This is a genomic window from Rathayibacter sp. AY1E6 (assembly GCF_002931115.1).
Taxonomy (GTDB): domain Bacteria; phylum Actinomycetota; class Actinomycetes; order Actinomycetales; family Microbacteriaceae; genus Rathayibacter.
The window spans coordinates 165,632-191,096 of record NZ_PSVK01000002.1 but is presented as its reverse complement, the minus strand read 5'-3'; the positions used below and the strand labels follow the sequence as shown (position 1 = coordinate 191,096).

The window sequence follows — 25,465 nt, the reverse complement described above, 5'->3', positions numbered from 1 at the left end:
CTCAGTGGCTCTGCGGAGGCAGCGCCGCGATGACCGGGTGGTCCTTCGCGATCACGCCGACCTTGGCGGCTCCGCCCGGGGAGCCGATCTCGTCGAAGAACTCGACGTTGGCCTTGTAGTAGTCGGACCACTCCTCGGGGAGGTCGTCCTCGTAGTAGATCGCCTCGACGGGGCAGACCGGCTCGCAGGCACCGCAGTCCACGCACTCGTCCGGGTGGATGTAGAGCGAGCGCTCGCCTTCGTAGATGCAGTCGACCGGGCACTCGTCGATGCAGGCGCGGTCTTTGACATCGACGCACGGAAGTGCGATCACGTAGGTCACGGTGCTCCAGGTCCCTTCGAACAGTGTCTCTATCGTACGGGGGCCGACGGGGCGTCGGCGTCCGCGGGCCGCGGGGCGGCGGCGGGAGCGGCCGCCCGCAGCCGTGGCCAGGCGATCACGACGAGGGCGATGAGGGCGGGGAGGAAGGTCCAGGCCACGCCGAGGCCGTTCGCCGGGACGAGGACGGATCCGCCGGTGCTGCGCAGGGCGAGCAGCCCGATCATCCCGAGCAGGCCCATCGCGGTGCAGAACGCGACGAACCGGTCGATGAGCACGAGGCGCAGCCCGAGCAGGAGCAGCAGCACGCCGGCGAGGGAGGCGGCCAGGCCGACCGGGAGGACGACACCGCCGACCGACACGGTGCTCTGATGGGCGACGGTCGTGATCGCTCCGACCACCGCGCCGACCAGGACTCCGGCGACGCCCGACAGCACCCGCGATCCCAGCGTCGGACGCTCCTCCGGCAGCGGCGCCGGACGCCCCGCCTGCGCGACCGGGCGGAAGCGCTCGATGCGGCCGATGGTGAACGGCGGACCGCTCGAGAGGCGGGCCTCGTCGCCCTCGACCACCAGCTGCGTCGCGTGCGCCTCGAGGGCCGCGCGCTTGCGGGCGTGGTCCTCGGCGGACAGCTCGATCACGACGTCCCCGGGGAGGGGCGGGGCCGCGTCGGGGAGGACGGCGAGGAAGCGCAGGCCCAGCAGCTCGGCGGCGCGCTCGGCGACCCGGGCGGTGCGGACGTGGTCCGGGTGGCCGTAGCCGCCGCCCGCGTCGTAGGACAGCACGACGCCCGCGTCGACCTGCCGGAGGACGGCGACGAGATCCGCCACCTCCTCGTCCTCGGGCGCGGCGGTGAAGGACGCGGGATGCACCGGCTCGAGCGGCACCGGGACGCGGCCGGGCCCCCACTGCATGCCGGAGTCCCGGTAGACGCGCGGAGCGAGGCCGGGTGCGCGGGCGCCCGCCTCGCCGAGGAAGCGGTGGTCGGCGACGCCGAGGGCCGTCAGGGCGACGACGAGCTCGGTCGTCCGGTGCGCGGCCAGCTCGGCCGAGCCCTCGAGCGGAGCGAGGTCCTCGGGGATGACCTCGCCGCACTCGCCCCGCGTGGCGGTGACGACGGTGACGGAGGCGCCCTGCGCCACCAGCCGCGCCAGGGTCCCGCCCATGGTGATCGTCTCGTCGTCGGGGTGGGCGTGCACCGCCACCACCCGCTCCGCTGCTGCGTCCCGGCCCGCGTCCACTCTCCGCCTCTCGTCCTGCGCGGCCTCCGCTGCGGGCGCTTCTGGACAGCGACCGGGCAGCGGACTACAGTCGACCCGGGTTAGGCAAGGCTTACCGAACAACGGAGCCCCGCCGACCGGATCGACTCGGGGCGGGAGTCGCCCCCTCCTCGTCCACCATCGACCAAGAGAACACGCGTGCTCGCAAACTACCTCATCGGCCTCCGCGAAGGCCTCGAAGCCGGCCTCGTGGTCGGCATCCTCGTGGCCTACCTGACCAAGCTCGGCCGGCGCGACGTGCTGCCGCGGCTCTGGACCGGTATCGCCGCCGCGATCGCGATCTCGCTCGTCACCGGTGCGATCCTCACCTGGGGCCCCTCGACCCTGTCGTTCCAGGCTCAGGAGCTCATCGGCGGCGGCCTCTCGATCCTCGCGGTCGGCCTGGTCACCTGGATGATCTTCTGGATGGGCGCGAACGCCCGCAGCATGAAGGGCGACCTCGAGTCCCGGCTCGACGGCGCCGTCGCGGGGTCGGCCCTCGGCATCGTGGTCCTCGGCTTCATCAGCGTCGGCCGCGAGGGCATCGAGACGGCGCTCTTCGTCTGGGCGAGCGTGTCCTCGAGCACTGCGGGGTCGGGATCCAGCGCGTGGGTCGGCACGGTCGGCGCGATGCTGGGCATCCTCAGCTCGGTCGTCATCGCGTACCTGATCTTCCGGGGCTTCGTCCGGATCGACCTCGGGCGCTTCTTCACCTGGACGGGCGGCTTCCTCATCCTCGTCGCGGCCGGCGTCCTCTCCTACGGTGTCGGCGACCTGCAGGAGGCGTCGCTCCTGCCCGGCTGGGGCACCCCGCTGTTCTCGCTCGGCCCGATCCTCCCGCCGCCCGTGACCGCCGTGGTCGGCGGCCTCTTCAACTACACGCCCGAGCCGACCGCTCTGCAGTTCGCCGCCTGGCTGCTCTACCTCGTCGTCGTCGGCGCCCTGTTCGTCCGCCAGGTCCGCCTGCGCGGTCCGCGACGGGGCAGCGCGGCCCCGGTCGCCGCTCCCGCTCCCACCTCCGTCTGACCCGCTCCGGCACCGCCGGCGCACTCGCCACGATCCAGGAGAAGCATGTCCTCGCGCGCTCGTCCCACCCTCCCCCGCGTCACCCTCGGCCTCGCCGGCGCCGGCGCCCTGGCGCTGATCCTCGCGGGCTGCGTGCCGAACACTCCCGCGTCCTCCTCCTCCGCCGCGCTCGACGTCGCGATCAGGGACGACGCCTGCGAGGTGTCGACGGCGACCGCCGAGGCGGGAGCGGTGACGTTCTCACTGACCAACGGCGGCTCGGACGTCAACGAGTTCGAGATCCTGGCCGAGGACAAGCTGCGGATCGTGGGCGAGAAGGAGAACGTGACCCCGGGCCAGAGCGTCTCCTACGTCGCTCAGCTCGAGCCGGGCACCTACTACACCGCCTGCAAGTTCCAGCAGGTCGGCGCCCCGGTCGGGCTGAGCGAGTTCACCGTGACCGGTGAGGCCACCGCGCAGTCGGCGGACGAGAAGGCGGCGACGGAGGCGGCGGTCACCAACTACGTGGCGTACGTGAAGTCGCAGGTGGGCGAGCTGCTCCCCGCGGTCGCCGAGTTCGCGCAGGCCTACGAGGCAGGCGACGACGAGAAGGCGCGCGGCCTCTTCGCGTCGACCCGCGTCTTCTACGAGCGGATCGAGCCGACCGCGGAGGCGTTCGGCGACCTCGACCCGCGCATCGACTACCGCGAGGTCGACGCCGTCGCCGAGGGCCTGGACTGGACCGGCTTCCACCGCATCGAGAAGGACCTGTGGGCCCCCGCGGAGGGTGCCCTCAACTCCGACGGCACGAGCGCGCTCCTCGACTGGGCGCCCTCCACCCCCGAGCAGCGCGCCCAGTTCGGCCAGGGCCTCGTCGACGACGTGCAGAGCCTGGCCGACCTCGTGAACGCGCCCGGCTTCACCGTGTCGGTGGGCGACATCTCGAACGGCGCCATCGGCCTGCTCGACGAGGTCGCGGCCGGCAAGATCACGGGCGAGGAGGACTGGTGGTCGAGCACTGACCTCACCGACTTCGCCGCGAACGTCCAGGGCGCGGAGGTGGCGTTCGGCAACGTCGAGCCGATCGCGACCGCCAGCGGCGACGAGGGCGCCGACCTCACCGGACGGATCACGCAGCGGTTCTCCGAGCTCGACGCTCTGCTCGCGCAGTACGGCTCGATCGACTCCGGCTTCGCCGCGTACTCCACTCTCACCGCGGAGCAGAAGAAGGAGCTCTCGGACGCGGTCAACGCTCTCTCCGAGCCGCTCTCGCAGCTGACCCACACGGTGCTGGGCGTCGAGGAGCCGACCGCATAGTGGACGCCGAGCAGCACGAGGGAGCCCGGCCGACGGAGTCCGAGCAGCCCGCCGACGAACCCCGCCGCCTCTCGCGGCGCGGGCTGCTCGGCCTCGTCTCGGCGGGGACGGCCGGGCTGGCCGCCGGAGTGGGCGGCACGGTGGCCGTCACATCGTCCGCGAGCGCGACGGCCTCCTCCGCCCCGCGCACCGTGCCGTTCTTCGGCGCGAACCAGGCGGGCATCACCACCGCCGCGCAGGACCGGCTGCACTTCGCCGCGTTCGACCTCGCCGCGGGCACCACGCGCGAGGACCTCGTCGAGCTCCTGAAGGACTGGACGCTCGCCGCCTCCCGGATGACCCAGGGCCTCGAGGTCGGCGAGAACGGCGCGGTGGACGGGCCGGACACGGCTCCCCCGGAGGACACCGGGGAGGCGCTCGGGCTCGACGCCGCGTCGCTCACCGTCACGGTCGGCTTCGGACCCACCCTCTTCACGGACGAGTCCGGCGCCGACCGCTTCGGCCTCGCCGACCGCCGGCCTCCGCAGCTGCAGGCCCTGCCCCGCTTCCGCGGCGACGCGCTCGTCCCGTCGGCCGGCGGCGGAGACCTCTGCATCCAGGCCTGCGCCGACGATCCGCAGGTCGCCGTGCACGCCATCCGCAACCTGAGCCGGATCGCGTTCGGCCGGGCCTCGCTCCGCTGGTCGCAGCTCGGCTTCGGCCGCACCTCCTCGACGTCCACCGCCCAGGCGACTCCGCGCAACCTGTTCGGCTTCAAGGACGGCACGGCGAACGTGAAGTCCGAGGAGGCCGACGCCGTCCAGGAGCACGTCTGGGTCCCCTCCTCCGACGGCCCCGCGTGGATGGTCGGCGGCAGCTACCTGGTCGCGCGGAAGATCCGGATGATCATCGAGACGTGGGACCGCAGCCAGCTGGGCGAGCAGGAGCGGGTCATCGGCCGCAGCAAGGGGTCCGGAGCCCCGCTCTCGGGCGGCACGGAGTCCACGGAGCCCGACTTCGCAGCGGCCGGCGCCACGGGTGCCCCGCTGATCGATCAGGAGTCGCACGTGCGCCTCGCGCACCCGAGCGTGAACAACGGGGTGCGGCTCCTGCGCCGCGGCTACAACTTCGTCGACGGCAACGACGAGCTCGGACGCCTGAACGCGGGGCTGTTCTTCCTCTCGTTCCAGCGCTCCCCGGAGCAGTTCGTCACCGTGCAGCGGAACCTCGCGACGGACGCACTGAACGAGTACGTGAAGCACGTCGGCTCGGCCGTGTTCGCGGTGCCGCCCGGTGCCCGCGACGAGACCGACTTCCTCGGCTCCGGCCTCTTCGCCTGATCCCTGAGAGGACCCGCACTCCGTCCCAGGATCCGGCGGGCTCACTCCACGGCGCGCCGGAGCCTCCGACCGTAGCGTCGTCGGCGATGTCCGGGAACAGTGCGAGAAGCGGCCTGACCAAGCGCGAGCGCCAGGAGCTCGCCCGAGCGCAGGCGCGGGAGCGCCGCGAAGCCGAGAGGCGCCGGCGGCGCCGGAACCGGCTGCTCGGGCAGGGCGGAGCGGTCGTCGGGCTCCTCGCGGTCGTGGCCCTGGTCTGCTGGAACGTCTGGTCGCAGCAGGAGGTCGCGAGCGCCGGCCCGGCGAACATGCTCAGCGACGGCATCGTCCTCGCGGGCGACGGCTCGGCCGTGACGGCGACGACGAGCGCGGCGATCGCTCCGGGAGCATCCCCCGTCCCGACCGATGAGAGCGCCACGCGGGCGGGCGGAGTCGTCGCCGTCGACCTCTACGTCGACTACCTCTGCCCGTACTGCGGGCAGTTCGAGAAGGCGAACGCCGAGCAGCTGCAGTCGTGGCTGACGAAGGGGGCGATCACGCTCGAGATCCACCCGGTGGCGATCCTCGACTCCTCCTCGGCCGGCTCCGAGTACTCCAGCCGGGCCGCGAACGCCGCGGCGTGCGTCGCCGACGAGGATCCGGACCGCTTCCTCGCCGTGAACGCGGCGCTCTTCGCGCAGCAGCCGGCGGAGGGGACGACGGGCCTCGACGACGACGCTCTGCGGGCGCTGGCGACCGGAGCGGGCGTCACCAACGACGACGTCCTCGCCTGCATGACCGGGGGCGAGTTCCGGCCCTGGGTGAAGGCCGCGACCGAGCGGGCCACCTCGCTCCCCCTCGCGAACTCCTCGCTGCCGAAGCTCGAGTCGACGCCCACCGTGCTGGTGAACGGCGAGCAGTACACGGGGAAGCCGGACGACGCGGCGGCGTTCGTCTCCTTCGTCACCTCGACGCTCGAGGCGGAGTCCTCGACCCCCTCTCCCTCTCCGAGTCCGGCGGGCTGATCCGGACCGCGAGGGACGGGATCGGCGCTGCACGCTGCAGCACCGGGGCGGAGACGACGAGACCGGCCGGAGCATCGCTCCGGCCGGTCTCGTCGTGGGCGGGCGCCGAGGCGCCCGGGGCTCAGCCCTGCTTCTTGAGGCGGCTCGTCATGCGCGCGCGGGCGTTCGCATCGAGCTCCACCTTGCGGATGCGGACGACCTCGGGGGTGACCTCGACGCACTCGTCCTCGCGGGCGAACTCGAGGCACTCCTCGAGCGTCAGCTGACGCGACGGCGTCATCGACTCGAAGGTGTCGGAGGTGGACTGACGCATGTTGGTCAGCTTCTTCTCCTTGGTGATGTTGACGTCCATGTCGTCGTTGCGCGAGTTCTCGCCGATCACCATGCCCTCGTAGACCTCCTCGGTGGGGTTCACGAAGAAGGTCATCCGCTCCTGGAGCGCGATGATGGCGAACGGGGTCACGACGCCGTTGCGGTCCGCGACGATCGACCCGTTGTTGCGGGTGACGATCGCGCCGGCCCACGGCTCGTAGCCGTGCAGGATCGCGTTCGCGATGCCGGTGCCGCGGGTGGTGGTGAGGAACTCGGTGCGGAAGCCGATCAGGCCGCGCGACGGGACGATGAACTCCATGCGGACCCAGCCGGTGCCGTGGTTCGACATGCCGTCCATGCGGCCCTTGCGGGCGGCGAGGAGTTGCGTGATCGCGCCGAGGTACTCCTCCGGAGCGTCGATCGTCAGGTGCTCGAAGGGCTCGTGCGTCTTGCCGTCGACCTGGCGGGTGACCACCTGGGGCTTGCCGACGGTCAGCTCGTAGCCCTCGCGGCGCATCTGCTCGACGAGGATGGCCAGCGCGAGCTCGCCGCGGCCCTGGACCTCCCACGAGTCGGGGCGTCCGATGTCGACGATCTTGAGCGACACGTTTCCGATGAGCTCGCGGTCGAGGCGGTCCTTGACCATGCGCGCCGTGAGCTTGTGGCCCTTGACCTTGCCGACGAGCGGCGAGGTGTTGGTGCCGATCGTCATCGAGATCGCCGGGTCGTCGACCGTGATGGCCGGCAGCGGGCGGATGTCCTCGGGGTCGGCGATGGTCTCGCCGATGGTGATCTCGGGGAAGCCCGCGATCGCGACGATGTCGCCGGGGCCCGCGGACTCGGCCGGGTAGCGGTCGAGCGCCCTGGTGATCAGCAGCTCGGTGATGCGCGCGTTGGTGTGGGTGCCGTCGTGGTGGACCCAGGCGACCGTCTGCCCCTTCTTGATCGTGCCGTTGAAGACGCGGAGGAGGGCGAGGCGGCCGAGGAACGGCGACGCGTCGAGGTTGGTGACGTGGGCCTGGAGGGGCGCGTCGTCGTCGTAGGTCGGCGCGGGGATGTGCTTGAGGATCGCCTCGAACAGCGGCTCCAGGTCCTCGGCGTCCGGCAGCGTGCCGTCCTCGGGCTTGTTCGCCGAGGCGCGACCGGCCTTGCCGGAGGCGTAGACCACGGGGACGTCGAGGATCGCGTCGAGGTCGAGGTCCGGCACGTCGTCGGCCATGTCCGAGGCGAGGCCGAGGAGCAGGTCCTGGCTCTCGGCGACGACCTCGTCGATGCGCGCGTCGGGGCGGTCGGTCTTGTTGACCAGGAGGATGACGGGGAGCTTCGCCTCGAGCGCCTTGCGCAGCACGAAGCGGGTCTGGGGCAGCGGGCCCTCGGACGCGTCGACGAGGAGGCAGACGCCGTCGACCATCGACAGGCCGCGCTCGACCTCGCCGCCGAAGTCGGCGTGGCCCGGGGTGTCGATGACGTTGATGGTGATGGGACCGTCGCTCGCGTGCTTGCCGCTGTACGAGACAGCGGTGTTCTTCGCGAGGATCGTGATGCCCTTCTCGCGCTCGAGCTCGTTGGAGTCCATCGCGCGCTCGTCCACGTGGGCGTGCGCGTCGAAGGAGTTCGTCTGCTTGAGCATGGCGTCGACCAGCGTGGTCTTGCCATGGTCGACGTGGGCGACGATCGCGACGTTGCGCAGGTCGGAGCGGGTGGCACTTGCCATGGATACGGACTCGTCTCGTGTTCTCGTGCAAAAGGGGGACCATCCATCGTACCGCAGCGAGGCGTCCGCACGGCGAAGGGCCCCGGATCCCCGCTCCGGAGGGCTCCGAGGAGCGCTCCAGGCGGGGCCGGGGCCCTGGTGACGGTCGGTCAGACCGCGAACTCGATGCCGGCGCCGGGGATGGCGTCGAGCAGCTCGCGGGTGTACTCCTGCTGCGGCGAGTCGAACACGGTGTCCGTCGGGGCGTGCTCGACGATCCTGCCCTTCTGCATCACGCAGACGTCGTCGGCGATCACGCGGACCACCGCCAGGTCGTGCGTGATGAACAGGTAGGTCAGCCCGAGCTCGGCCTGCAGGTCGGCGAGGAGGCGGAGGATCTGCGCCTGGACGAGGACGTCCAGAGCCGACACGGCCTCGTCGAGCACCACGATCTCCGGCTTCAGCGCGAGCGCGCGGGCGATCGCCACGCGCTGGCGCTGGCCGCCGGAGAGCTCGTTCGGGTACCGGCTCGCGATCACGCGCGGGAGGGACACCTGGTCGAGCAGCTCGAGGACGCGCTCGCGCTGCGACGTCCGGTCGCCGACCTTGTGCACCCGGAGCGGCTCCGAGATGGTGTTGCCGATGTTGTGCAGCGGGTCGAGCGAGCCGTACGGGTCCTGGAACACCGGCTGCATGGAGCGCCGGAGCGCCAGCATGTCGCGGCCCTTGAGCTTCTCGGTCCGTCGGCCGGCGATCGAGATCGCTCCGGACGTCGCCGTCTCGAGGCCCAGCACCAGGCGGGCGATCGTCGACTTGCCCGATCCGGACTCGCCCACGAGCGCCGTGGTGGTGCCCTTCGGGATCGAGAACGACACGTTGTCGACGGCGGTGAAGTCCTCGGCCTTCAGGCCGCCGCGGCGGATCTTGAAGACCTTGGTGAGGCCGTCGACCTCGATCATCGGGGCGCCCGAGGCGACCGCGCCGGCGTGGTGCGCGGCGCCCGCGCCGACCAGGTCGACCTCGCGGACGGCCTCCGACTCGCCGGGGACCGACTCCACGGCCCGGCCGGCCGTCGACTGGATGCGGCGCGACGCGAGGCTGGGCGCCGCCGCGATCAGGCGCTGCGTGTAGGGGTGCTGCGGGTTCTGCAGCACCTCCACCGAGGCGCCGGACTCGACGATGCGGCCCTTGTACATGACGATGAGCTTCTCGGCGCGCTCGGCGGCGAGGCCCAGGTCGTGCGTGATGAAGAGCAGCGCGGTGCCGTCGGTCTTCGTCAGCGTCTCGAGGTGGTCGAGGATCCGGCGCTGGACCGTGACATCGAGCGCCGAGGTGGGCTCGTCGGCGATCAGCAGCTGGGGAGCCGCGGCCAGGCCGATGCCGATCAGCACGCGCTGGCGCATGCCGCCCGAGAACTGGTGCGGGAACTGCTTGAGGCGCTTCTCCGCGTCGGCGAGGCCCGCGTTCTGCAGGACCTCGATCGCCTTGGCGCGCACCTCCTTGCGACCGGTCGCGAGGCCGTTGGCCTTGATGGTCTCCTCGACCTGGAAGCCGACCGACCACACGGGGTTCAGGTTCGACATCGGGTCCTGCGGGACGTAGCCGATCCGGCGGCCGCGGATGTCCTCGAGCTCGGTCCTCGTCGCCTTCGCGAGGTCCTTGCCGTCGAACAGCACGGAGCCGGCGGTGACCTGGCCGGTGCCGGGGAGCAGGCCGATGATCGCGGCGGCGGTCGTCGACTTGCCGGAGCCCGACTCCCCCACGATCGCGACGGTCTGGCCGTGCTCGATCGTGAGGCTCACGCCGCGGAGGGCGGGGACCAGTCCGCTGCCGGTCTGGAAGCCGACCTCGAGGTCGGTGACCTCGAGCAGCGGCCCGTGCGGTGCGTTCGGTGTCGTGGCGGTCATCGGAGGGCCCTCGCCTTCGGGTCGAGCGCGTCGCGGAGCGATTCGCCGAGGAGGATGAAGCTCAGCACCGTGACCGTCAGGGCGATCGACGGGTAGATCAGCGTCTGCGGGTTGGTGCGCAGATCGCGCTGGGCCTGGCTGATGTCGTTGCCCCACGACATGACCGAGCCGGGAAGGCCGACGCCGAGGAACGACAGCGTCGCCTCCGCGGTGATGGCCGCGCCGAGCGAGATCGTCGTGACGACGATGACGGGAGCGATCGAGTTCGGCAGCACGTGCCGGAACAGGATCGCCATGCGGGAGAGGCCGGTCGCGGTGGCGGCGCCGACGAAGTCGGCCTGCTTCACGCGGAGGACCTCGGAGCGCAGGACGCGCGCCGTCGTCGGCCAGGCGAACGCGCCGATCGCCAGGGCGATGACGAACACGTTCCGGTATGCCGAGAAGACGGACATGATGACGACCGCGGCGAGGATGTAGGGGATCGAGAAGAAGATGTCGCCGAGGCGCATGATCACGGTGTCGACCCAGCCGCCGAAGAAGCCGGCCAGAGCGCCGCCGATGACGCCGGAGACCGTCGTGATCACGATCACGATGAGGCCGACGGTCAGCGACGTGGACGTGCCGTGGATGATCCGCGAGAAGACGTCGCACCCCTGCTTGGTGTAGCCGAGCAGGCTGCCGTCGCCGGGGCCCTGGTTGCTGAACGAGAGCGCGCACTGGCGGGGGTCCACCGAGGTGAACAGGCCCGGGAACAGCGCGACGGCGATGATGACGAGGATCAGGACGCCCGAGATCCAGAACATGGGCCGCTTGCGCAGGTCGCGCCACGCGTCGGTCCAGAGGTTGCTGGGCTTCTCGTCGAGGCTGACGGCGTCGACCGACGCGATCGGCGTCTCCTCGAGCGGGGCCACGAAGTGGTCGATGCGGCGGGCCTTCTGCGCGCCGCCGGTGGACTCATTTGGCATAGCGGATCCTCGGGTCGAGTACGGCGTAGAGCAGGTCGACGAGGATGTTCACCACGAGGTAGAACAGCACCATGACCGTGACGAAGGAGACGACGGTCGGCCGCTCACCTCGGATGATCGCCTGATAGAGCGTGTTCCCGACTCCGGGAACGTTGAAGATGCCCTCGGTCACGGTCGCGCCGACGATCAGGAGGCCGAAGTCGGCTCCGAACTGCGTCGTGACCGGGATGAGCGAGTTGCGCAGGACGTGCACGGGGATGACGCGGCGTCGCGAGAGCCCCTTGCTGTACGCGGTGCGGACGAAGTCCGAGCCGGCCGTCTCGATGACCGAGCCGCGCGTGAGGCGGATGGCCGAGGCGACCACGAAGAGGGCGAGCACGATCGCGGGCAGCAGCAGCCTCTGGAACGACGCGTCGGCTCCGACGGTCGGAGGGAACCATCCCAGCTGGATCGCGAAGAAGGACTGCGCGATGAAGCAGAGCACGAAGATCGGCACCGACACGAGCAGGAGGCTGACGACCAGCGCGCTCGCGTCGAAGAAGCTGCCCTTGCGCAGACCGCTGATGAGACCGATGGTCAGCGCGACGACGATCTCGATGACGATCGCCATCATGGCGAGCGTCAGGGTGACCGGGAAGGTGCGGGCGAGGATCTCGTTGACGGACTGGCCGGAGAACGAGATGCCGAAGTCGCCGCGGACGACGCCTCCCAGGTAGTACAGGTACTGGACGAAGAAGGGCTCGTTCAGGTGGTACTGCTCCTCGAGGCGGGCGAGGAGTGCGGGGCTCGGCGTCTTGTCGCCGAAGAGCGACAGGAGCGGGTTCCCCGGCATGGAGAAGACCATGAAGTAGATGAGGAACGTGGTGCCGATGAGCACGGGGACGGCTTGCAGGATGCGTCGGACGATGTAGGCGAGCATGTCAGCCCAGCCGGTTCCGGAGTCGCATGGATGGGGACCTCATTCGATTGTGACCGAAACAGGGCGCTCCGCCCGTGCCGTGACCTGGTGGCCGACGGCACGGGCGAAGCGCCCCAGTGGTTCGAGCTTAGTTCTTGGTGATCTCGTAGTAGAGCGGCACCGAGTTCCAGCCGAACTCGACGTTCGCCACGCCCTCGCCGTAGCCGCCGGTCACGTTCGCGTACCACAGGGGCAGCGACGGGAGGTCCTTCAGGAGGATCTCCTGGGCCTGCTGGAACGTCTTGTTCGCAGCGTCGGCGTCGGCGTCCGACAGGCCCTGCTGGAGCAGGGTGTCGAACTCGGGGTTCGAGTAGTCGCCGTCGTTGGACGAGGCGCCGGTCACGTAGAGCGGTCCGAGGAAGTTGTAGAGGCTCGGGTAGTCGGCCTGCCATCCGGTCCGGAACGCGGTCTCGATCGAGCGGTCGACGATCTTGGTGCGCGCCTCGGCGAAGGTCGGGTACGCGTCGCCCTCGGCGTCGATGCCCAGCGTGTTCTTGATCGAGTTGGTCACCGCGTCGACCCAGCCCTGGTGGCCGCCGTCGGCGTTGTAGGCGATCTTGAAGGTGCCGTCCCAGGGGCTGATCGCGTCGGCCTGAGCCCACAGCGCCTTGGCCTCGTCGGGGTTGTACTCGAGCACGTCGGCGCCGGAGAGGGCGTCGCTGTAGCCGTCGATCACCGGGGAGGTGAAGTCGGAGGCCGGGGTGCGGGTGCCCTCGAAGATCACGTCGGTGATCTCCTTGCGGTCGAAGGACATCGAGATCGCCTGGCGGCGGAGCTGGCCCTCCTCGCCGTCGAAGTGCGGAAGACGGCCCGGGATGGTGAAGGACTGGAACACGGCCGAGGGCTGGTTCACGGCGCGGTCGCCGAGGTCGCTCTCGAAGGTGCCGAAGGCGGAGTCCGGGATCTGGTCGATCACGTCGACGTTGCCGCCGAGGAGGTCGGCGTAGGAGGCGTCCTGGGTGGCGTAGAAGACGATCTTCAGGCCGCCGTTCTGGGCCTCGCGGGGGCCGGTGTACTCGTCGTTCTTGACGAGCTCGATCTGGACGTCGTGCTGCCACGCGTCGTCGCCGTCGAGCTTGTACGGGCCGTTGCCGATCGGGTTCTCACCGAAGGCGGCCATGTCGTCGAACGCGGCGGCGGGCAGCGGGTAGTACGCCGAGTAGCCGAGGCTGATCGGGAAGTCCGACTGCGGGGACTTGAGCGCGACGGTGAAGGTGGTGTCGTCCACGGCCTTGAGGCCGGTGAGCTCGCTGTCCTCGGTGTCGCTGAAGCCCTCGAAGTTCGAGAAGAACGACGCGCTGAGCTGGTTGTTCGACAGCTTGGCGCCGTAGTTCCAGGCGTCGATGAACGAGCTGGAGGTGACCGGGTCGCCGTTCGTGAAGGTCAGGCCCGACTTGATCGTGATCGTGTAGTTCTGCGCGTCGTCCGACTCGATGGACTCGGCGACGTCGTTCTCGGGGGCGCCCTTGGCGTCGTAGTAGACCAGGCCCGCGAAGATCTCGTCGAGGATCTTGCCGCCGCCCACCTCGTTGGTGTTCGTCGGGATCAGCGGGTTCTGCGGCTCGGAGCCGTTCGTGGAGATGATCGCGGCGGCGTCGCCTCCCGATGCACCTCCGCCCGAGTCGTTCGAGCTGCTGCAGCCGGCCAGGACCAGCGTGCTCGCGGCGACGAGCGCCAGAGCCCCGAATCCGTAACGTCTGATGTTCACTATTCCTCCAGTGATGTGGGGGCGCGCGAGAAGTGGTTTCCCTGACGCGTGGAGTGCCGTGCGCGTGGCGACGGCGGCGGCGCACGAGACTGGTGGCCGTCGCGCGGATGCCTTCAACGAGACTATGTATTCGCCCGCTATCTGCACAAAAGCATGTGGCAACCGTTACACAGCGGTAACCGGGAGGTGGAATCCTTGCGCTGTTCTGCACGAAACGTGCGTACCGGGCGGCCGTCGCGCAACACATCGACTTCAGAGGAGACGCACGGAGTGTCCACCGACCTGTCAGGATCCGCGCCCGGACGGCGCCGGATCCGCATCGAGATCCTGCTGGTCCTCGGGCTCTCGCTGGGTGCCTCCGCGGTCTACTCGGTGGTCTCCATCGCCAACCGGCTCACCCGCTCGACCGCACTGGCCGACCAGACCGCGACGATCAACGGCGCCCTCAGCGACCGCCCGGGCTTCGACCTCGTCTACCAGCTGCTCGCGCTCTTCTTCGACCTGGTGCCGGTGGCCCTCTGCGCGTTCCTGCTCTGGCAGAGCTCGGGCCGTCCGCTCGGGCGCCTGGGGCTCGACCTGCGCCGGCCGTTCGCGGACCTGGGGACCGGGACCGTCCTCGCGGTGGCGATCGGCGCGCCGGGCATCGCGCTGTACGCCGTCGGACGCGCGCTGGGCATCACCGTGGCGGTGGTGGCCTCGCCGCTGGACGCGTACTGGTGGACGGTGCCGGTGCTCGTGCTCTCCGCGATCCGGGCGGGAGTGCAGGAGGAGGTCGTCGTGATCGGGTACCTCTTCGCCCGCCTGGGCGATCTGGGCTGGGGGCGGTGGCGGATCCTGGTGACCAGTGCGCTGCTCCGGGGCAGCTACCACCTGTACCAGGGCATCGGGCCCTTCATCGGGAACGTGGTCATGGGCCTGGTGTTCGGACTGTTCTACCAGCGCTTCGGCCGCACCCTGCCTCTGGTGATCGCCCACTCGATCATCGACATCGTCTCGTTCGTCGGGTACCCGCTGGCCGTCGCCCTCTGGCCCGAGCTGTTCGCGCCGCCGGCTCCGCGGACGTGACGTCGGACCGATCGCATCCGAGGAGCCGCAGGACCGCGCCGCGGCTCTCCACTGCCGGGGCGTGACACCCGCACGGTGGAGCTGCTCGCTCGTCGCGACTCCGTCGAGCCGTGCCGGCACCTCCACCACGCGTTCCCCACGGTCGGGCTCCCTCGTGCATCGGAGTCGCCGTGCGCCGTTCCCCCCGGATCGGGAGGACTGCGCCCCACTCCGCGCCTGTGCGGGACCACCGGTATCCGCAACCGAGGGTGGGAGATGACAGGACGGGCTCGGGGCTCCGTTCCTGCTCTCTCACCCTCGGTTGCGGACGAGCGCGTGCGGGCGGATCAGGCGAAGGCCTCGATGGGCGGGCAGGCGCAGACGAGGTTGCGGTCGCCGTAGGCCTGGTCGATCCGGCGGACCGGCGGCCAGTACTTGCCGCGCACCAGCGAGCGGACCGGGTAGACGGCCTGCTCGCGGCTGTAGGGGTGCGTCCACTCCTCGGCCGTCAGGCACTCCGCGGTGTGCGGGGCGCCGCGCAGCGGGTTGTCATCCACCGGCCACTCCCCCGCGCCGACGCGGTCGGCCTCGGCCCGGATCCCGATCATCGCGTCGATGAAGCGGTCGATCTCGGCGAGGTCCTCGCTCTCCGTCGGCTCGACCATCAGGGTCCCGGCGACGGGGAAGCTCATGGTCGGGGCGTGGAAGCCGTAGTCGACGAGGCGCTTGGCGACGTCGTCCACGGTCACTCCGGTCGCCGCCGTCAGCGGACGGATGTCGAGGATGCACTCGTGGGCGACGAGCCCGTTGTCCCCCGTGTAGAGCACCGGGTAGTGCTCGCGGAGGCGCGCGGCGACGTAGTTGGCCGAGAGGACGGCCGCCCCGGTCGCGGCCCGCAGGCCCTCCTCGCCCATCATCCGGGCGTACGCCCACGAGATCGGCAGGATGCCGGGGCTGCCGTAGGGCGCTGCCGACACCGGTGCGCCGCCGTGGACGATCCGCTCGCCCTGCGTGCCCACGCCGTGCTCGAGCCGCTGCGCGAGCGGGTGGCCGGGCAGGAACGGCGCGAGGTGCGCCTTCGCGGCGACGGGACCGACGCCGGGACCGCCTCCGCCGTGCGGGATGCAGAACGTCTTGTGCAGGTTGAGGTGCGAGACGTCGCCGCCGAAGTCTCCGAAGCGGGCGAAGCCCAGAAGCGCGTTGAGGTTCGCGCCGTCCACGTACACCTGTCCGCCGGCCTCGTGGACGAGGCGGCAGATCTCGGCGACCTCGTGCTCGTAGACGCCGTGGGTCGACGGGTAGGTGATCATCAGCGCGGCGAGGGAGCCCGCGTGCTCGGCGATCTTCGCCCGGAGGTCGTCCAGGTCGACGTTGCCGAGCTCGTCGCAGGCCACGACGACGACGCGCATGCCGGCGAGGACCGCGCTCGCGGCGTTGGTGCCGTGGGCGCTCGAGGGGATCAGGCAGACCGTGCGGTCCTCGTCGCCGTTCGACCGGTGCCAGCCGCGGATCGCCAGCAGGCCCGCGAGCTCGCCCTGCGAGCCGGCGTTGGGCTGGAGCGACACGGAGTCGTAGCCCGTGAGGTGGGCGAGCCACCCCTCCAGCTGGTCGATCAGCGCCAGCGAGCCCTGCACGTCCGCCTCGGGGGCGAACGGGTGCAGGTCCGCGAACTCGGGCCAGCTGACCGCCTCCATCTCGGTGGCGGCGTTGAGCTTCATGGTGCAGGAGCCGAGCGGGATCATGCCGCGGTCCAGCGCGTAGTCCGAGTCGGCGAGGCGCTTGAGGTAGCGCATCATCGAGGTCTCGCTGTGGTGGCTGCTGAAGACCGGGTGCACGAGGAACGGCGTGCGGCGGTCGAGCTCGGCGGGGATGCTCCGCGCGGAGCCGCCGAGGAAGCCGAACGACGAGTCCAGCTGCCCGACGGCGGTCGCGACGGCGATCACCTCGAGGTCGGTGACCGTCTCGTCGATCGACACCGAGACCGTGTCGGCGTCGACCAGGCGCACGTCGAAGCCGGCCTGGTGGGCGCGGGAGACCGCCGCCTCCGCGCCGCCGGGCACGACGACCGAGACGGTGTCGAAGAAGTCGGCGTGCCGGAGGGAGTGGCCCCGGTCGAGGAGAAGGCGCGCGAGGAGCGCGGCCCGGCCGTGCACGCGCTCGGCGATCGCGGCGAGCCCGTCCGGCCCGTGGTAGACCGCGTACATCGCCGCCATGACCGCCAGGAGGACCTGCGCGGTGCAGATGTTCGAGGTCGCCTTCTCGCGGCGGATGTGCTGCTCGCGGGCCTGGAGGGACAGGCGGTAGGCGGGGTGGCCGTCCGCGTCCTGGCTGACGCCGACGAGGCGGCCGGGCAGCTGGCGCTCGAGTCCCTTGCGGACGGCGAGGTAGCCGGCGTGCGGTCCTCCGAAGCCCAGCGGGACGCCGAAGCGCTGCGTGGTGCCGACCGCGACGTCCGCGCCGAGCTCGCCCGGCGAGCGCACCAGGGTCAGCGCGAGCAGGTCGGCGGCGACGACGGCCAGGCCGCCGTGGGCCTTCACCGCGGCGAGCACCGCCGACGGGTCCCAGAGGTGCCCGGACGCGCCGGGGTACTGCACGAGGGCGCCGAAGCACTCCGGCACCTCCTCCGCGGCGGTGCGCGAGAGCGGGAGCTCGACGATGCGGATGCCGACGGCCTCCGCCCGGCCGCGCAGCAGCGCGAGGGTCTGCGGGAGAGCGTCGGAGTCGACGACGAAGACGTCGGTGCGCGCCTTCGAGGCGCGGCGCGCGAGCAGCATCGCCTCGACGACGGCCGTGCCCTCGTCGAGCATCGACGCGCCGGCCGTGTCGAGGCCGGTGAGGTCGGAGACCATCGTCTGGAAGTTGATCAGCGCCTCCAGGCGCCCCTGCGAGATCTCGGGCTGGTACGGGGTGTAGGCCGTGTACCAGCTGGGGTTCTCGAGCACGTTGCGCTTGATCACGGCGGGGGTGTGCGTGCCGTAGTAGCCGAGGCCGATCATCGGCCGACGCACCGTGTTCTTCGCGGCGAGGGCGCGCAGCTCGGCGAGCGCCCCCGTCTCGGTGGCCGGAGCGGGCAGCACCTGCGGGAGGTCGCGGACGTGGATCGACTCGGGGACGGCGGCGGTGACGAGCTCCTCCACGGAGTCGTAGCCGAGAGCCGCGAGCATGGTGCGCTGCGCGTCGGCGTCGGTCCCGATGTGGCGGGACTCGAAGGCGCCGGGGGTCCTGGTGGCCGCCATCTACTCGCCGACCAGCTCGGTGTAGGCGGCGGAGTCGAGGAGGCCGTCGGGCAGGGCGTCGAAGCGGACCCGGATCAGCCACCCCTCGCCGAACGGGTCGGAGTTGACGAGCTCGGGGCTGTCGACGACGGCCGTGTTGGTCTCGAGGACCTCGCCGTCGACGGGGGCGAACAGCTCGCCCACCGACTTGGTCGACTCGATCTCGCCGACGACGCTGCCGCCCTCGACGCGGGCTCCCGCCTCGGGGAGCTCGACGAAGACGACGTCGCCCAGCTTGTCCGCGGCGTAGGCGGTGATGCCGACGGTCGCGACCTCTCCGTCGACCCGGATCCACTCGTGGTCGGAGGTGTACTGCAGCTCGGTGGGCACGGCCATGTCAGTTCTTCTTTCTCGAGTAGAAGGGGAGCTCGGTGACGGTCATCGGGAGGCGCGTGCCGCGGATGTCGACGGCGAGCGCCGTCCCGGGCTGCGCGGAGGCGGGGGCGACGTAGGCCATCGCGATCGGGACGCCCAGGGTCGGCGAGAGGACGCCGCTGGTGACCACTCCGACCTCGTCGTCGCCGGAGAGGACGGTGTAGTCGGCACGGGCGGCGCGGCGGCCCTCGCCGACGAGCCCGACGAGCACAGGAGCGTCTCCGGAGGGACCCTCCTCGCTGGCCGCGCGGCCGACGAAGTCGATCGGCTTCCCGAAGGCGACGACGCGGCCGAGGCCGGCCTGTGCGGGGAAGACGTCGCGGGAGAGTTCGTGGCCGTAGAGCGGCATGCCCGCCTCGAGGCGGAGGGTGTCGCGGGCGGCGAGGCCGGCGGGGACGAGGCCCGCTCCGGCGCCGGTCTCGGCGAGAGCCTGCCAGAGCGTGGGAGCGGAGTCGGGCGAGACGTAGATCTCGAAGCCGTCCTCGCCTGTGTACCCGGTGCGCGCGATCAGGATCGGGTGCGCCTCGAAGGTCGCGGGCACGGCGCGGTAGTAGCGCAGCTCCGCGAGCAGGCGGGCGGCGTCGTCCGTGTCGAGCACCGACTCCGCTCCCCGCTCGGTCTCGACGGCGAGGCCCTGGACGTTCTGCAGGATCTCGAGCGAGCGCGGGCCCTGCAGCGCGATGAGGGCGACGTCGTCGCTCTCGTCGAACAGCTCGCACTCGAACATCGCGGTGCGGTCGCGGAGCGTCTCGACGACGATGTGCCGGTTGGCCGCGTTCGCGACGACCATGAAGCGGTCCTCGCCCGTGCGGTAGACGACGAGGTCGTCGATCACGCCGCCCGTGCGCTCCAGGAGAAGGGTGTACTTCGCGCGGCCGGCGGCGACGGCCGAGATGTCGCTCGCCAGCGCGTAGTCGAGGGCGTCGACCGCCTCGGGGCCGACGACGAGGATCTCGGCCATGTGCGAGAGGTCGAAGAGGCCGGCGGCGGTGCGCACGGCGTGGTGCTCGGCGAGATCGCCGGAGTAGCGGACCGGCATCTGCCACCCGGCGAAGTCGGTGAAGGACGCGCCGGCGGCGACGTGCACCTCGTGCAGGGGCGAGTAGCGGGCTTCGGGGCTGGTCGTCGGGGTCTCGGACATGAGTTCTCCATTTCGTCGCAGTGCTGGACTCGCGCCGCGTTCGCGGCAGAGCACAGCAGTGCCGTGGGAACTCCCCCTCTGTCGTGGAGCCTGAGAGATTCGCGCCGCCCCGAGGGGTCGAGCGCTTTCACCATGGGCGGATCCGAGCGGATCGCTTTCCAGAGTGGCCAGTTCGACGCGGTACAAGACCTGAGAGATTGGCGGGGAGGCTTGCTCCTTCGGTGCCGACCGGAGTCGGCTCTCCCGCGTCGCGTATTGCGGCCCGGTATTCGGTTGTGCGGTCAGCCTAGCGGTGAGGGCGGACCCTGCGCGGCGTGTCGCCTCTTCCGCTAGGTGTTCAGGTGTTCGTGACACTAAGGTGATCCCAGCACTTACAGTCGGTGCGACTCTTAGTAGGGACATCGGATGCCGGACGTGCAGCTCGCCGTGTCGACGGTGATCTTCGCCCTGCGGCCGCACCCGGAGACCAGAGCGAGCACCGTCTGGATCCCCGTCGTCCGGCGCATCCGCGAGCCGTTCGAGGGACTCTGGGCACTGCCCGGCGGACCGCTGCACCCGGACGAGGACCTCGCCGAGTCGGCCCGCCGCACTCTCCGCGAGACCACGGGCCTGGCTCCGCGCTACCTCGAGCAGCTCTACGCCGTCGGCGGCACCGACCGCTCCCCCGGTGAGGACCGCGTCGTGTCGATCGTCTACTGGGCGCTCGTGCGCTCCGCCGAGGCCGACGAGGCCATCGTGGGAGAGAACGTCGCCTGGCTCTGCACCGATCTGCCGCTCGAGCTCGCCTTCGACCACGGACTGATCGTCGACTACGCCCTCTGGCGCCTGCGCAACAAGATGGAGCACTCCCGCATCGCGCAGGCCTTCCTCGGCGGCGCCTTCACCCTGTCCCAGCTGCGGGAGGTCCACGAGGCCGTCCTGCAGAAGCCCCTCGACCCGGCCAACTTCCGCCGGACGATCGAGAGCTCCGGCACCGTGGTGCCCACCGGGGAGCGCCTGACGGGCACCCGCCACCGTCCCCCGCGCCTCTACCGCTACGACGAGTCGGCGGCGCTCGTCGACAACGGCCCGCTGCCCGTCTGAGCGCGCCGCCCGACTCCCCCACCCGCCTCACGAGGAGAACACCGTGACATCCGTCGACAGCACCATCCGGCTCATCGAGGGCGGCTCCGCGCCCGGCGCCACCTGCGCGCCCGAGCTCGCGGAGGCCCCCTGGTCGTTCGACCTCGGCCTGCCCGCCTACGGGCCCGGCGCCTCCCAGGCCGACCCGATCCCGGCCGACGCCCCGGTCCAGGGACGTCTGCCGGAGGAGTACACGACGGCGAGCGCCGACGAGCTGCACCACCGCATCCTCGCGGCGAAGGAGACGCTCGGCGAGCGGGTCGTCGTGCTCGGTCACTTCTACCAGCGGGACGAGGTGGTGCAGTACGCCGACTACGTGGGCGACTCGTTCCAGCTGGCGAAGGCGGCGACGAGCCGGCCCGACGCCGAGGCGATCGTCTTCTGCGGCGTGCACTTCATGGCGGAGACGGCCGACATCCTCTCCGGTCCGGAGCAGGCCGTGATCCTCCCGAACCTGGCGGCCGGCTGCTCGATGGCGGACATGGCCGACATCGACTCCGTCGAGGACGCGTGGGCCGAGCTCACCGAGCTCTACGGCACCGAGCCGGACGCCGGCGGCCGCGTGCCGCTCGTCCCGGTCACGTACATGAACTCCTCCGCCGCGCTGAAGGCGTTCTGCGGCCGCAACGGAGGCGTGGTCTGCACCTCCTCGAACGCGGCGACCGTGCTCGAGGACGCGTTCGCGCGCGGGCAGCGGGTGCTGTTCTTCCCCGACCAGCACCTCGGCCGCAACACCGCCAAGGCGATGGGCGTGCCGCTGGAGCGGATGCCGATGTGGAACCCGCGGAAGCCGCAGGGCGGCTCCGACACCGCGACGCTCCTGGACGCGCAGGTGATCCTCTGGCACGGCTTCTGCTCGGTGCACAAGCGCTTCACGACGGCCCAGATCGCGAAGGCGCGCGCCGAGCACCCGGGCGTGCGCGTGATCGTGCACCCGGAGTGCCCGATGGCGGTCGTCGACGCGGCCGACGAGTACGGCTCGACCGACTACATCGTGAAGGCGATCCAGGCGGCACCCGCGGGATCGACCTTCGCGATCGGCACCGAGATCAACCTGGTGCAGCGCCTCGCCGTCCAGTACCCGCAGCACACGATCTTCTGCCTCGACGACGTGGTCTGCCCCTGCTCGACCATGTACCGCATCCACCCCGGCTACCTCGCCTGGGTGCTCGAGGGACTGGTCGCGGGGACGGTGCTCAACCGGATCGAGGTCGCGGAGTCGGTGCAGGCCGAGGCGCGCATCGCCCTCGAGCGGATGCTCGCGGCCGTTCCGCCCGCCGGGCCGGCGGCGGTCTGACATGGCGCGGGTCGTCGTCGTCGGCAGCGGCATCGCCGGGCTGGTCGCCGCGCTGACGGCGCAGCACCGCCACGAGGTGCTGCTCGTCACTAAGGGCGCGCTGGCGGAGTCGTCGACGCGCGCCGCGCAGGGCGGGATCGCCGCGGTCACGGCGCCGGGCGACTCCGTGGCGCTGCACGTGGAGGACACGCTCACCGCCGGTGCGGGCCTCGCCGTGCGCTCGGCGGTCGAGGTGCTCTGCGCCGAGGGGCCGGAGGCGGTCGCGGTGCTGCAGGAGTGGGGCGTCGGCTTCGACCGCGAGGGCGGCGAGCTGGCGCGGGGACTCGAGGGCGCCCACTCGCGTCCGCGGATCCTGCACGCCGGCGGCGACGCGACGGGCGCCGCGATCGAGGCCGCTCTCGTGGCGGCGGTGCGGGCCTCGTCGGTCGAGGTGCGCGAGCACGCCGCCCTGGTCGACCTGGTGCGGGAGGGCGGCTCGGTCACGGGCGCCGACGTCCTGCACGACGGCGTGCTCGAGCGCCTGGCGGCCGACGCGGTCGTGCTGGCCACCGGAGGCGCCGGGCAGCTCTACCGGCACACCACCAATCCGTCCGTCGCGACCGGGGACGGGCTCGCCGCCGCCCTGCGGGCGGGAGCGGAGACGGCGGACCTGGAGTTCTACCAGTTCCACCCGACCACGCTCGCGCTGCCGGGCGGCTTCCTCGTCTCGGAGGCGGTGCGCGGCGAGGGCGCGGTGCTGCGCGACGCCGCGGGCGAGCGGTTCCTGGCCGGGGTGCACCCCGAGGCCGAGCTGGCGCCGCGCGACGTCGTGGCGCGCGCGATCGCGGAGCGGATGCGGCTGCAGGGCGGACTGCCCGTGCACCTGGACGCCCGGGCGATCGACTCCGAGGTGCTGGCGAAGAGGTTCCCGACGATCTCGGCGGCCTGCCGCGAGAACGGGCTCTCGCTCGCCGACGACCTGCTGCCCGTGACTCCGGCCGCGCACTACTGGATGGGCGGGATCGCGACCGACCTGGACGGGCGCACCAGCCTCCCCGGGCTGCTCGCGGTCGGCGAGGTCGCCCGCACCGGCGTCCACGGCGCGAACCGCCTCGCCTCCAACAGCCTGCTCGAGGGCGTCGTGTTCGCGCGCCGCGCGGCGCTCGCCCTCGACTCCCTCTCCTGGAGCGGCGGCCCGGTCGCCCCTCCCCGCGCCGTCGTCCCGATGACGCTCGACCGCACCGCTCTCCAGGACGCGATGTGGGCGGGAGCCGGCCTCTCCCGGGACGCGGCGGGGCTCACAGCGGCGCGCGACGCGCTCGTCGCCTCCGCCTCGCCCGCTCCGCTCGGACTGAGGACGCTCGAGGACGCGAACCTGCTGACCTGCGCCCTCGCTCTCATCGACGCCGCGCTCGCGCGCACGCACTCCGTCGGCGCCCACCACCGCACCGACTCCCCCGACCCCGCGACGGCGAGCGCCGCCGCCCCCACCAGAGAGGCGGCCCTTCCGTGCTGACCCGCCAGAGCATCGACCGCGTCGTCACCCTCGCCCTCGAGGAGGACGCGCCCTGGGGCGACCTGACCTCCGACACCCTCCTCCCCGCGGACGCCACCGCGAGCGCCGCCCTCGTGGCCCGCGAGCCCGGCGTCCTCAGCGGCGGCGCCGTCCTCGTCGGCACGATGCGGCAGGTCGACTCCCGGATCCGCTGCTCGGTGCTCGTGGAGGACGGCGCGGTCTTCGAGGCCGGGCAGACCCTCGCCCGGATCGAGGGCCCCGCGGGCGGCGTGCTCCGCGGCGAGCGGGTCGCGCTCAACCTCGTGCAGCGGATGAGCGGCATCGCCACCCTGACGGCGCAGTACGTCGCCGCGGTGGAGGGGACGCGCGCCCGCATCGTCGACACCCGCAAGACCACGCCGGGCCTGCGCGCGCTCGAGAGGCACGCCGTCCGCAGCGGCGGCGGCCGCAACCACCGCTTCTCGCTCTCGGACGCGGTGCTGGCGAAGGACAACCACCTCGCGGTGCTCGCCGCGCGCGGGATCGACCTGACCGCGGCCCTGCGGGCCGCGCGCGCCTCGATCCCGCACACGGCGCACCTCGAGGTCGAGGTCGACCGGCTCGACCAGATCGAGCCCGCGCTGGCGGGAGGCGCGGACACGATCATGCTCGACAACTTCACCCCCGAGCTGCTCCGCCAGGGCGTCGCCCTCATCGGCGGGCGGGCCGTGGTCGAGGCGAGCGGCGGCGTCGACCTCACGACCGTGCGCGCGATCGCGGAGGCGGGAGTCGACGTGATCTCCGTCGGCGCGCTCACCCACAGCGTCCGCTCGCTCGACCTCGGCCTGGACATCGCGGTCGAGTGATCTACCTCGACCACGCCGCGACCTCGCCCGTGCGCCGCGAGGTGCTGGAGGCCATGTGGCCGTTCCTCACCGCCGAGTACGGCAACCCGTCGAGCAGCCACTCGCTCGGCGACGCCGCGGCGCGCGCGCTGGAGACGGCGCGCGCTCACGTGGCCCGCTTCCTCGGCGGCCGCGCCTCCGAGACGCTCTTCACCTCCGGCGGCACGGAGTCGATCAACACGGCGGTCAAGGGCCTCGCGCTGGGGTCGCCGCGCGGACGGCACCTGGTGATCTCGGCGCTCGAGCACGAGGCGACCGTCGAGTCGGCCGACCACCTCCGGCGCCTGCACGGCTTCGAGGTGTCGACGGCCCCCGTCGACGCGACCGGCCTGCTCGACCTCGACGCGCTCGCCGCGCTGGTCCGGCCGGACACCGCGCTGGTCTCGGTGATCGCGGCGAGCAACGAGATCGGGACGGTGCAGGACGTTCCGGCGATCGCGGCGCTCTGCCGATCGCGGGGCGTGCCGCTGCACGTGGACGCCGTCCAGGCCGCCGGCTGGCTGGACGTCGCGGGCTGGGGCGCCGACGCGGTCTCGGTCTCCGGGCACAAGCTCGGGGCGCCGAAGGGCGTGGGGGCGCTGCTGCTGCGCAGCCGGCTCCCGTTCGAGCCCCTGCTGCACGGCGGCGGCCAGGAGCGGGAGCGGCGCTCGGGCACCGAGAACGTGGCCTTCGCGGTCGCGCTCGGCACCGCGGTGCGCCTGCTCGATCCGGACCGCGCGGCGCGGGTCGGAGCGGTCCGGGACGCGTTCGCCGAGCGGGTCGCGGCCCTGGCGCCCCGGGCCGTGCCGCTGGGCTCAGCGGCGCACCGGCTCCCCTCGATCGCCGCGTACGCCGTCCCCGGGCGCAGCGGCGAGTCGACGCTCCTCGAGCTGGAGGAGCGCGGCGTCGTCGTCTCGAGCGGCTCGGCGTGCGCCGCCGGGCGCGACGAGCCCTCGCCCGCGCTGCTGGCCCTCGGCCTCGACCCCGACGTCGCCCGGACCGCCGTGCGGTTCAGCTTCGGCGAGGGCGCCACGCTCGAGGAGGCCGAGGCCGCGTCCTCCGCGCTCTCCACGGCCCTCGCCTGAGACCT

General features: G+C 71.8%; 20 protein-coding genes and 1 riboswitch. Of the genes, 10 read left to right on the top strand and 10 right to left on the bottom strand.

The annotated features are described in order from the left end of the window. Position 1 precedes the first annotated feature (1 nt). Entirely contained in the window at positions 2 to 322 is a 321-nt protein-coding gene (gene fdxA / locus C5C46_RS02610; protein WP_104222984.1) for a ferredoxin, read from the bottom strand. Positions 323 to 351: 29 nt separating this feature from the next. After that, positions 352 to 1,560: a PIG-L family deacetylase gene (locus C5C46_RS02605; protein ID WP_146078922.1), complete on the bottom strand. Its 1,209-nt coding sequence runs from the start codon at positions 1,558 to 1,560 to the stop codon at positions 352 to 354. Between the two features lie 177 nt (positions 1,561 to 1,737). Here C5C46_RS02605 and efeU point away from each other — a divergent pair, with 177 nt between their 5' ends. The 4 genes from efeU (at position 1,738) to C5C46_RS02585 (ending at position 6,220) form a co-directional block, all read left to right on the top strand. Then, positions 1,738 to 2,604: an iron uptake transporter permease EfeU gene (efeU, locus tag C5C46_RS02600; RefSeq protein ID WP_104225548.1), complete on the top strand. Its 867-nt coding sequence runs from the start codon at positions 1,738 to 1,740 to the stop codon at positions 2,602 to 2,604. Between the two features lie 45 nt (positions 2,605 to 2,649). Further along, on the top strand, positions 2,650 to 3,900 hold the full coding sequence (gene efeO, locus C5C46_RS02595; RefSeq protein ID WP_104225547.1) for an iron uptake system protein EfeO: 1,251 nt from the start codon (positions 2,650 to 2,652) through the stop codon (positions 3,898 to 3,900). After that, positions 3,900 to 5,219: an iron uptake transporter deferrochelatase/peroxidase subunit gene (gene efeB, locus C5C46_RS02590; RefSeq protein ID WP_104225546.1), complete on the top strand. Its 1,320-nt coding sequence runs from the start codon at positions 3,900 to 3,902 to the stop codon at positions 5,217 to 5,219. The genes efeO and efeB overlap by 1 nt, the downstream gene beginning before the upstream one ends. Before the next feature lie 86 nt (positions 5,220 to 5,305). Next, entirely contained in the window at positions 5,306 to 6,220 is a 915-nt protein-coding gene (locus tag C5C46_RS02585; protein WP_104225545.1) for a thioredoxin domain-containing protein, read from the top strand. Between the two features lie 121 nt (positions 6,221 to 6,341). Here C5C46_RS02585 and typA read toward each other — a convergent pair whose 3' ends face one another. From typA to C5C46_RS02560, 5 genes are all read right to left on the bottom strand, one after another. Then, complete coding sequence (typA, locus tag C5C46_RS02580) at positions 6,342 to 8,246, bottom strand: translational GTPase TypA (RefSeq protein ID WP_104225544.1); 1,905 nt, start codon at positions 8,244 to 8,246, stop codon at positions 6,342 to 6,344. Between the two features lie 149 nt (positions 8,247 to 8,395). After that, entirely contained in the window at positions 8,396 to 10,132 is a 1,737-nt protein-coding gene (locus C5C46_RS02575; RefSeq protein WP_104225543.1) for an ABC transporter ATP-binding protein, read from the bottom strand. After that, positions 10,129 to 11,097, bottom strand: a complete 969-nt coding sequence (locus C5C46_RS02570) for an ABC transporter permease (RefSeq protein WP_104222976.1) — start codon at positions 11,095 to 11,097, stop codon at positions 10,129 to 10,131. Before C5C46_RS02570 ends, C5C46_RS02575 begins: the two co-directional genes overlap by 4 nt. Next, positions 11,087 to 12,016, bottom strand: a complete 930-nt coding sequence (locus C5C46_RS02565; RefSeq protein ID WP_104222975.1) for an ABC transporter permease — start codon at positions 12,014 to 12,016, stop codon at positions 11,087 to 11,089. Before C5C46_RS02565 ends, C5C46_RS02570 begins: the two co-directional genes overlap by 11 nt. Before the next feature lie 127 nt (positions 12,017 to 12,143). Continuing rightward, on the bottom strand, positions 12,144 to 13,763 hold the full coding sequence (locus tag C5C46_RS02560; RefSeq protein ID WP_104225542.1) for an ABC transporter substrate-binding protein: 1,620 nt from the start codon (positions 13,761 to 13,763) through the stop codon (positions 12,144 to 12,146). Between the two features lie 270 nt (positions 13,764 to 14,033). On the opposite strand from C5C46_RS02560, the gene C5C46_RS02555 reads away from it, so the two are divergent. Beyond that, positions 14,034 to 14,828 (top strand): CPBP family intramembrane glutamic endopeptidase, encoded by a 795-nt coding sequence (locus tag C5C46_RS02555; RefSeq protein WP_258059269.1) that lies wholly within the window; start codon positions 14,034 to 14,036, stop codon positions 14,826 to 14,828. Between the two features lie 326 nt (positions 14,829 to 15,154). On the opposite strand, the gene gcvP is transcribed toward C5C46_RS02555, so the two are convergent. The 3 genes from gcvP to gcvT are packed head-to-tail and all read right to left on the bottom strand — an operon-like array spanning position 15,155 to position 19,598. After that, on the bottom strand, positions 15,155 to 18,043 hold the full coding sequence (gene gcvP / locus C5C46_RS02550; RefSeq protein WP_104225541.1) for an aminomethyl-transferring glycine dehydrogenase: 2,889 nt from the start codon (positions 18,041 to 18,043) through the stop codon (positions 15,155 to 15,157). Continuing rightward, complete coding sequence (gene gcvH / locus C5C46_RS02545; protein WP_104225540.1) at positions 18,044 to 18,418, bottom strand: glycine cleavage system protein GcvH; 375 nt, start codon at positions 18,416 to 18,418, stop codon at positions 18,044 to 18,046. 1 nt (position 18,419) lies between these two features. Further along, positions 18,420 to 19,598: a glycine cleavage system aminomethyltransferase GcvT gene (gene gcvT / locus C5C46_RS02540; RefSeq protein WP_104222970.1), complete on the bottom strand. Its 1,179-nt coding sequence runs from the start codon at positions 19,596 to 19,598 to the stop codon at positions 18,420 to 18,422. Positions 19,599 to 19,766: 168 nt separating this feature from the next. Further along, positions 19,767 to 19,854, bottom strand: a riboswitch (glycine riboswitch). A 149-nt stretch (positions 19,855 to 20,003) separates the two neighbouring features. Here gcvT and C5C46_RS02535 point away from each other — a divergent pair. Genes C5C46_RS02535 through C5C46_RS02515 form a run of 5 tightly spaced genes read left to right on the top strand, consistent with a single transcriptional unit; the run spans position 20,004 to position 25,460 of the window. Further along, positions 20,004 to 20,681: an NUDIX domain-containing protein gene (locus tag C5C46_RS02535; RefSeq protein ID WP_104225539.1), complete on the top strand. Its 678-nt coding sequence runs from the start codon at positions 20,004 to 20,006 to the stop codon at positions 20,679 to 20,681. A 43-nt stretch (positions 20,682 to 20,724) separates the two neighbouring features. Beyond that, positions 20,725 to 22,017: a quinolinate synthase NadA gene (gene nadA, locus C5C46_RS02530; protein WP_104225538.1), complete on the top strand. Its 1,293-nt coding sequence runs from the start codon at positions 20,725 to 20,727 to the stop codon at positions 22,015 to 22,017. 1 nt (position 22,018) lies between these two features. Further along, complete coding sequence (gene nadB, locus C5C46_RS02525) at positions 22,019 to 23,512, top strand: L-aspartate oxidase (protein WP_104225537.1); 1,494 nt, start codon at positions 22,019 to 22,021, stop codon at positions 23,510 to 23,512. Continuing rightward, on the top strand, positions 23,506 to 24,357 hold the full coding sequence (gene nadC / locus C5C46_RS02520; RefSeq protein ID WP_104225536.1) for a carboxylating nicotinate-nucleotide diphosphorylase: 852 nt from the start codon (positions 23,506 to 23,508) through the stop codon (positions 24,355 to 24,357). Before nadB ends, nadC begins: the two co-directional genes overlap by 7 nt. After that, positions 24,354 to 25,460 carry a cysteine desulfurase family protein gene (locus C5C46_RS02515; protein ID WP_104225535.1) on the top strand — a complete coding sequence of 369 codons (1,107 nt, stop codon included), beginning with the start codon at positions 24,354 to 24,356 and terminating at the stop codon, positions 25,458 to 25,460. The genes nadC and C5C46_RS02515 overlap by 4 nt, the downstream gene beginning before the upstream one ends. Positions 25,461 to 25,465: the final 5 nt, after the last annotated feature.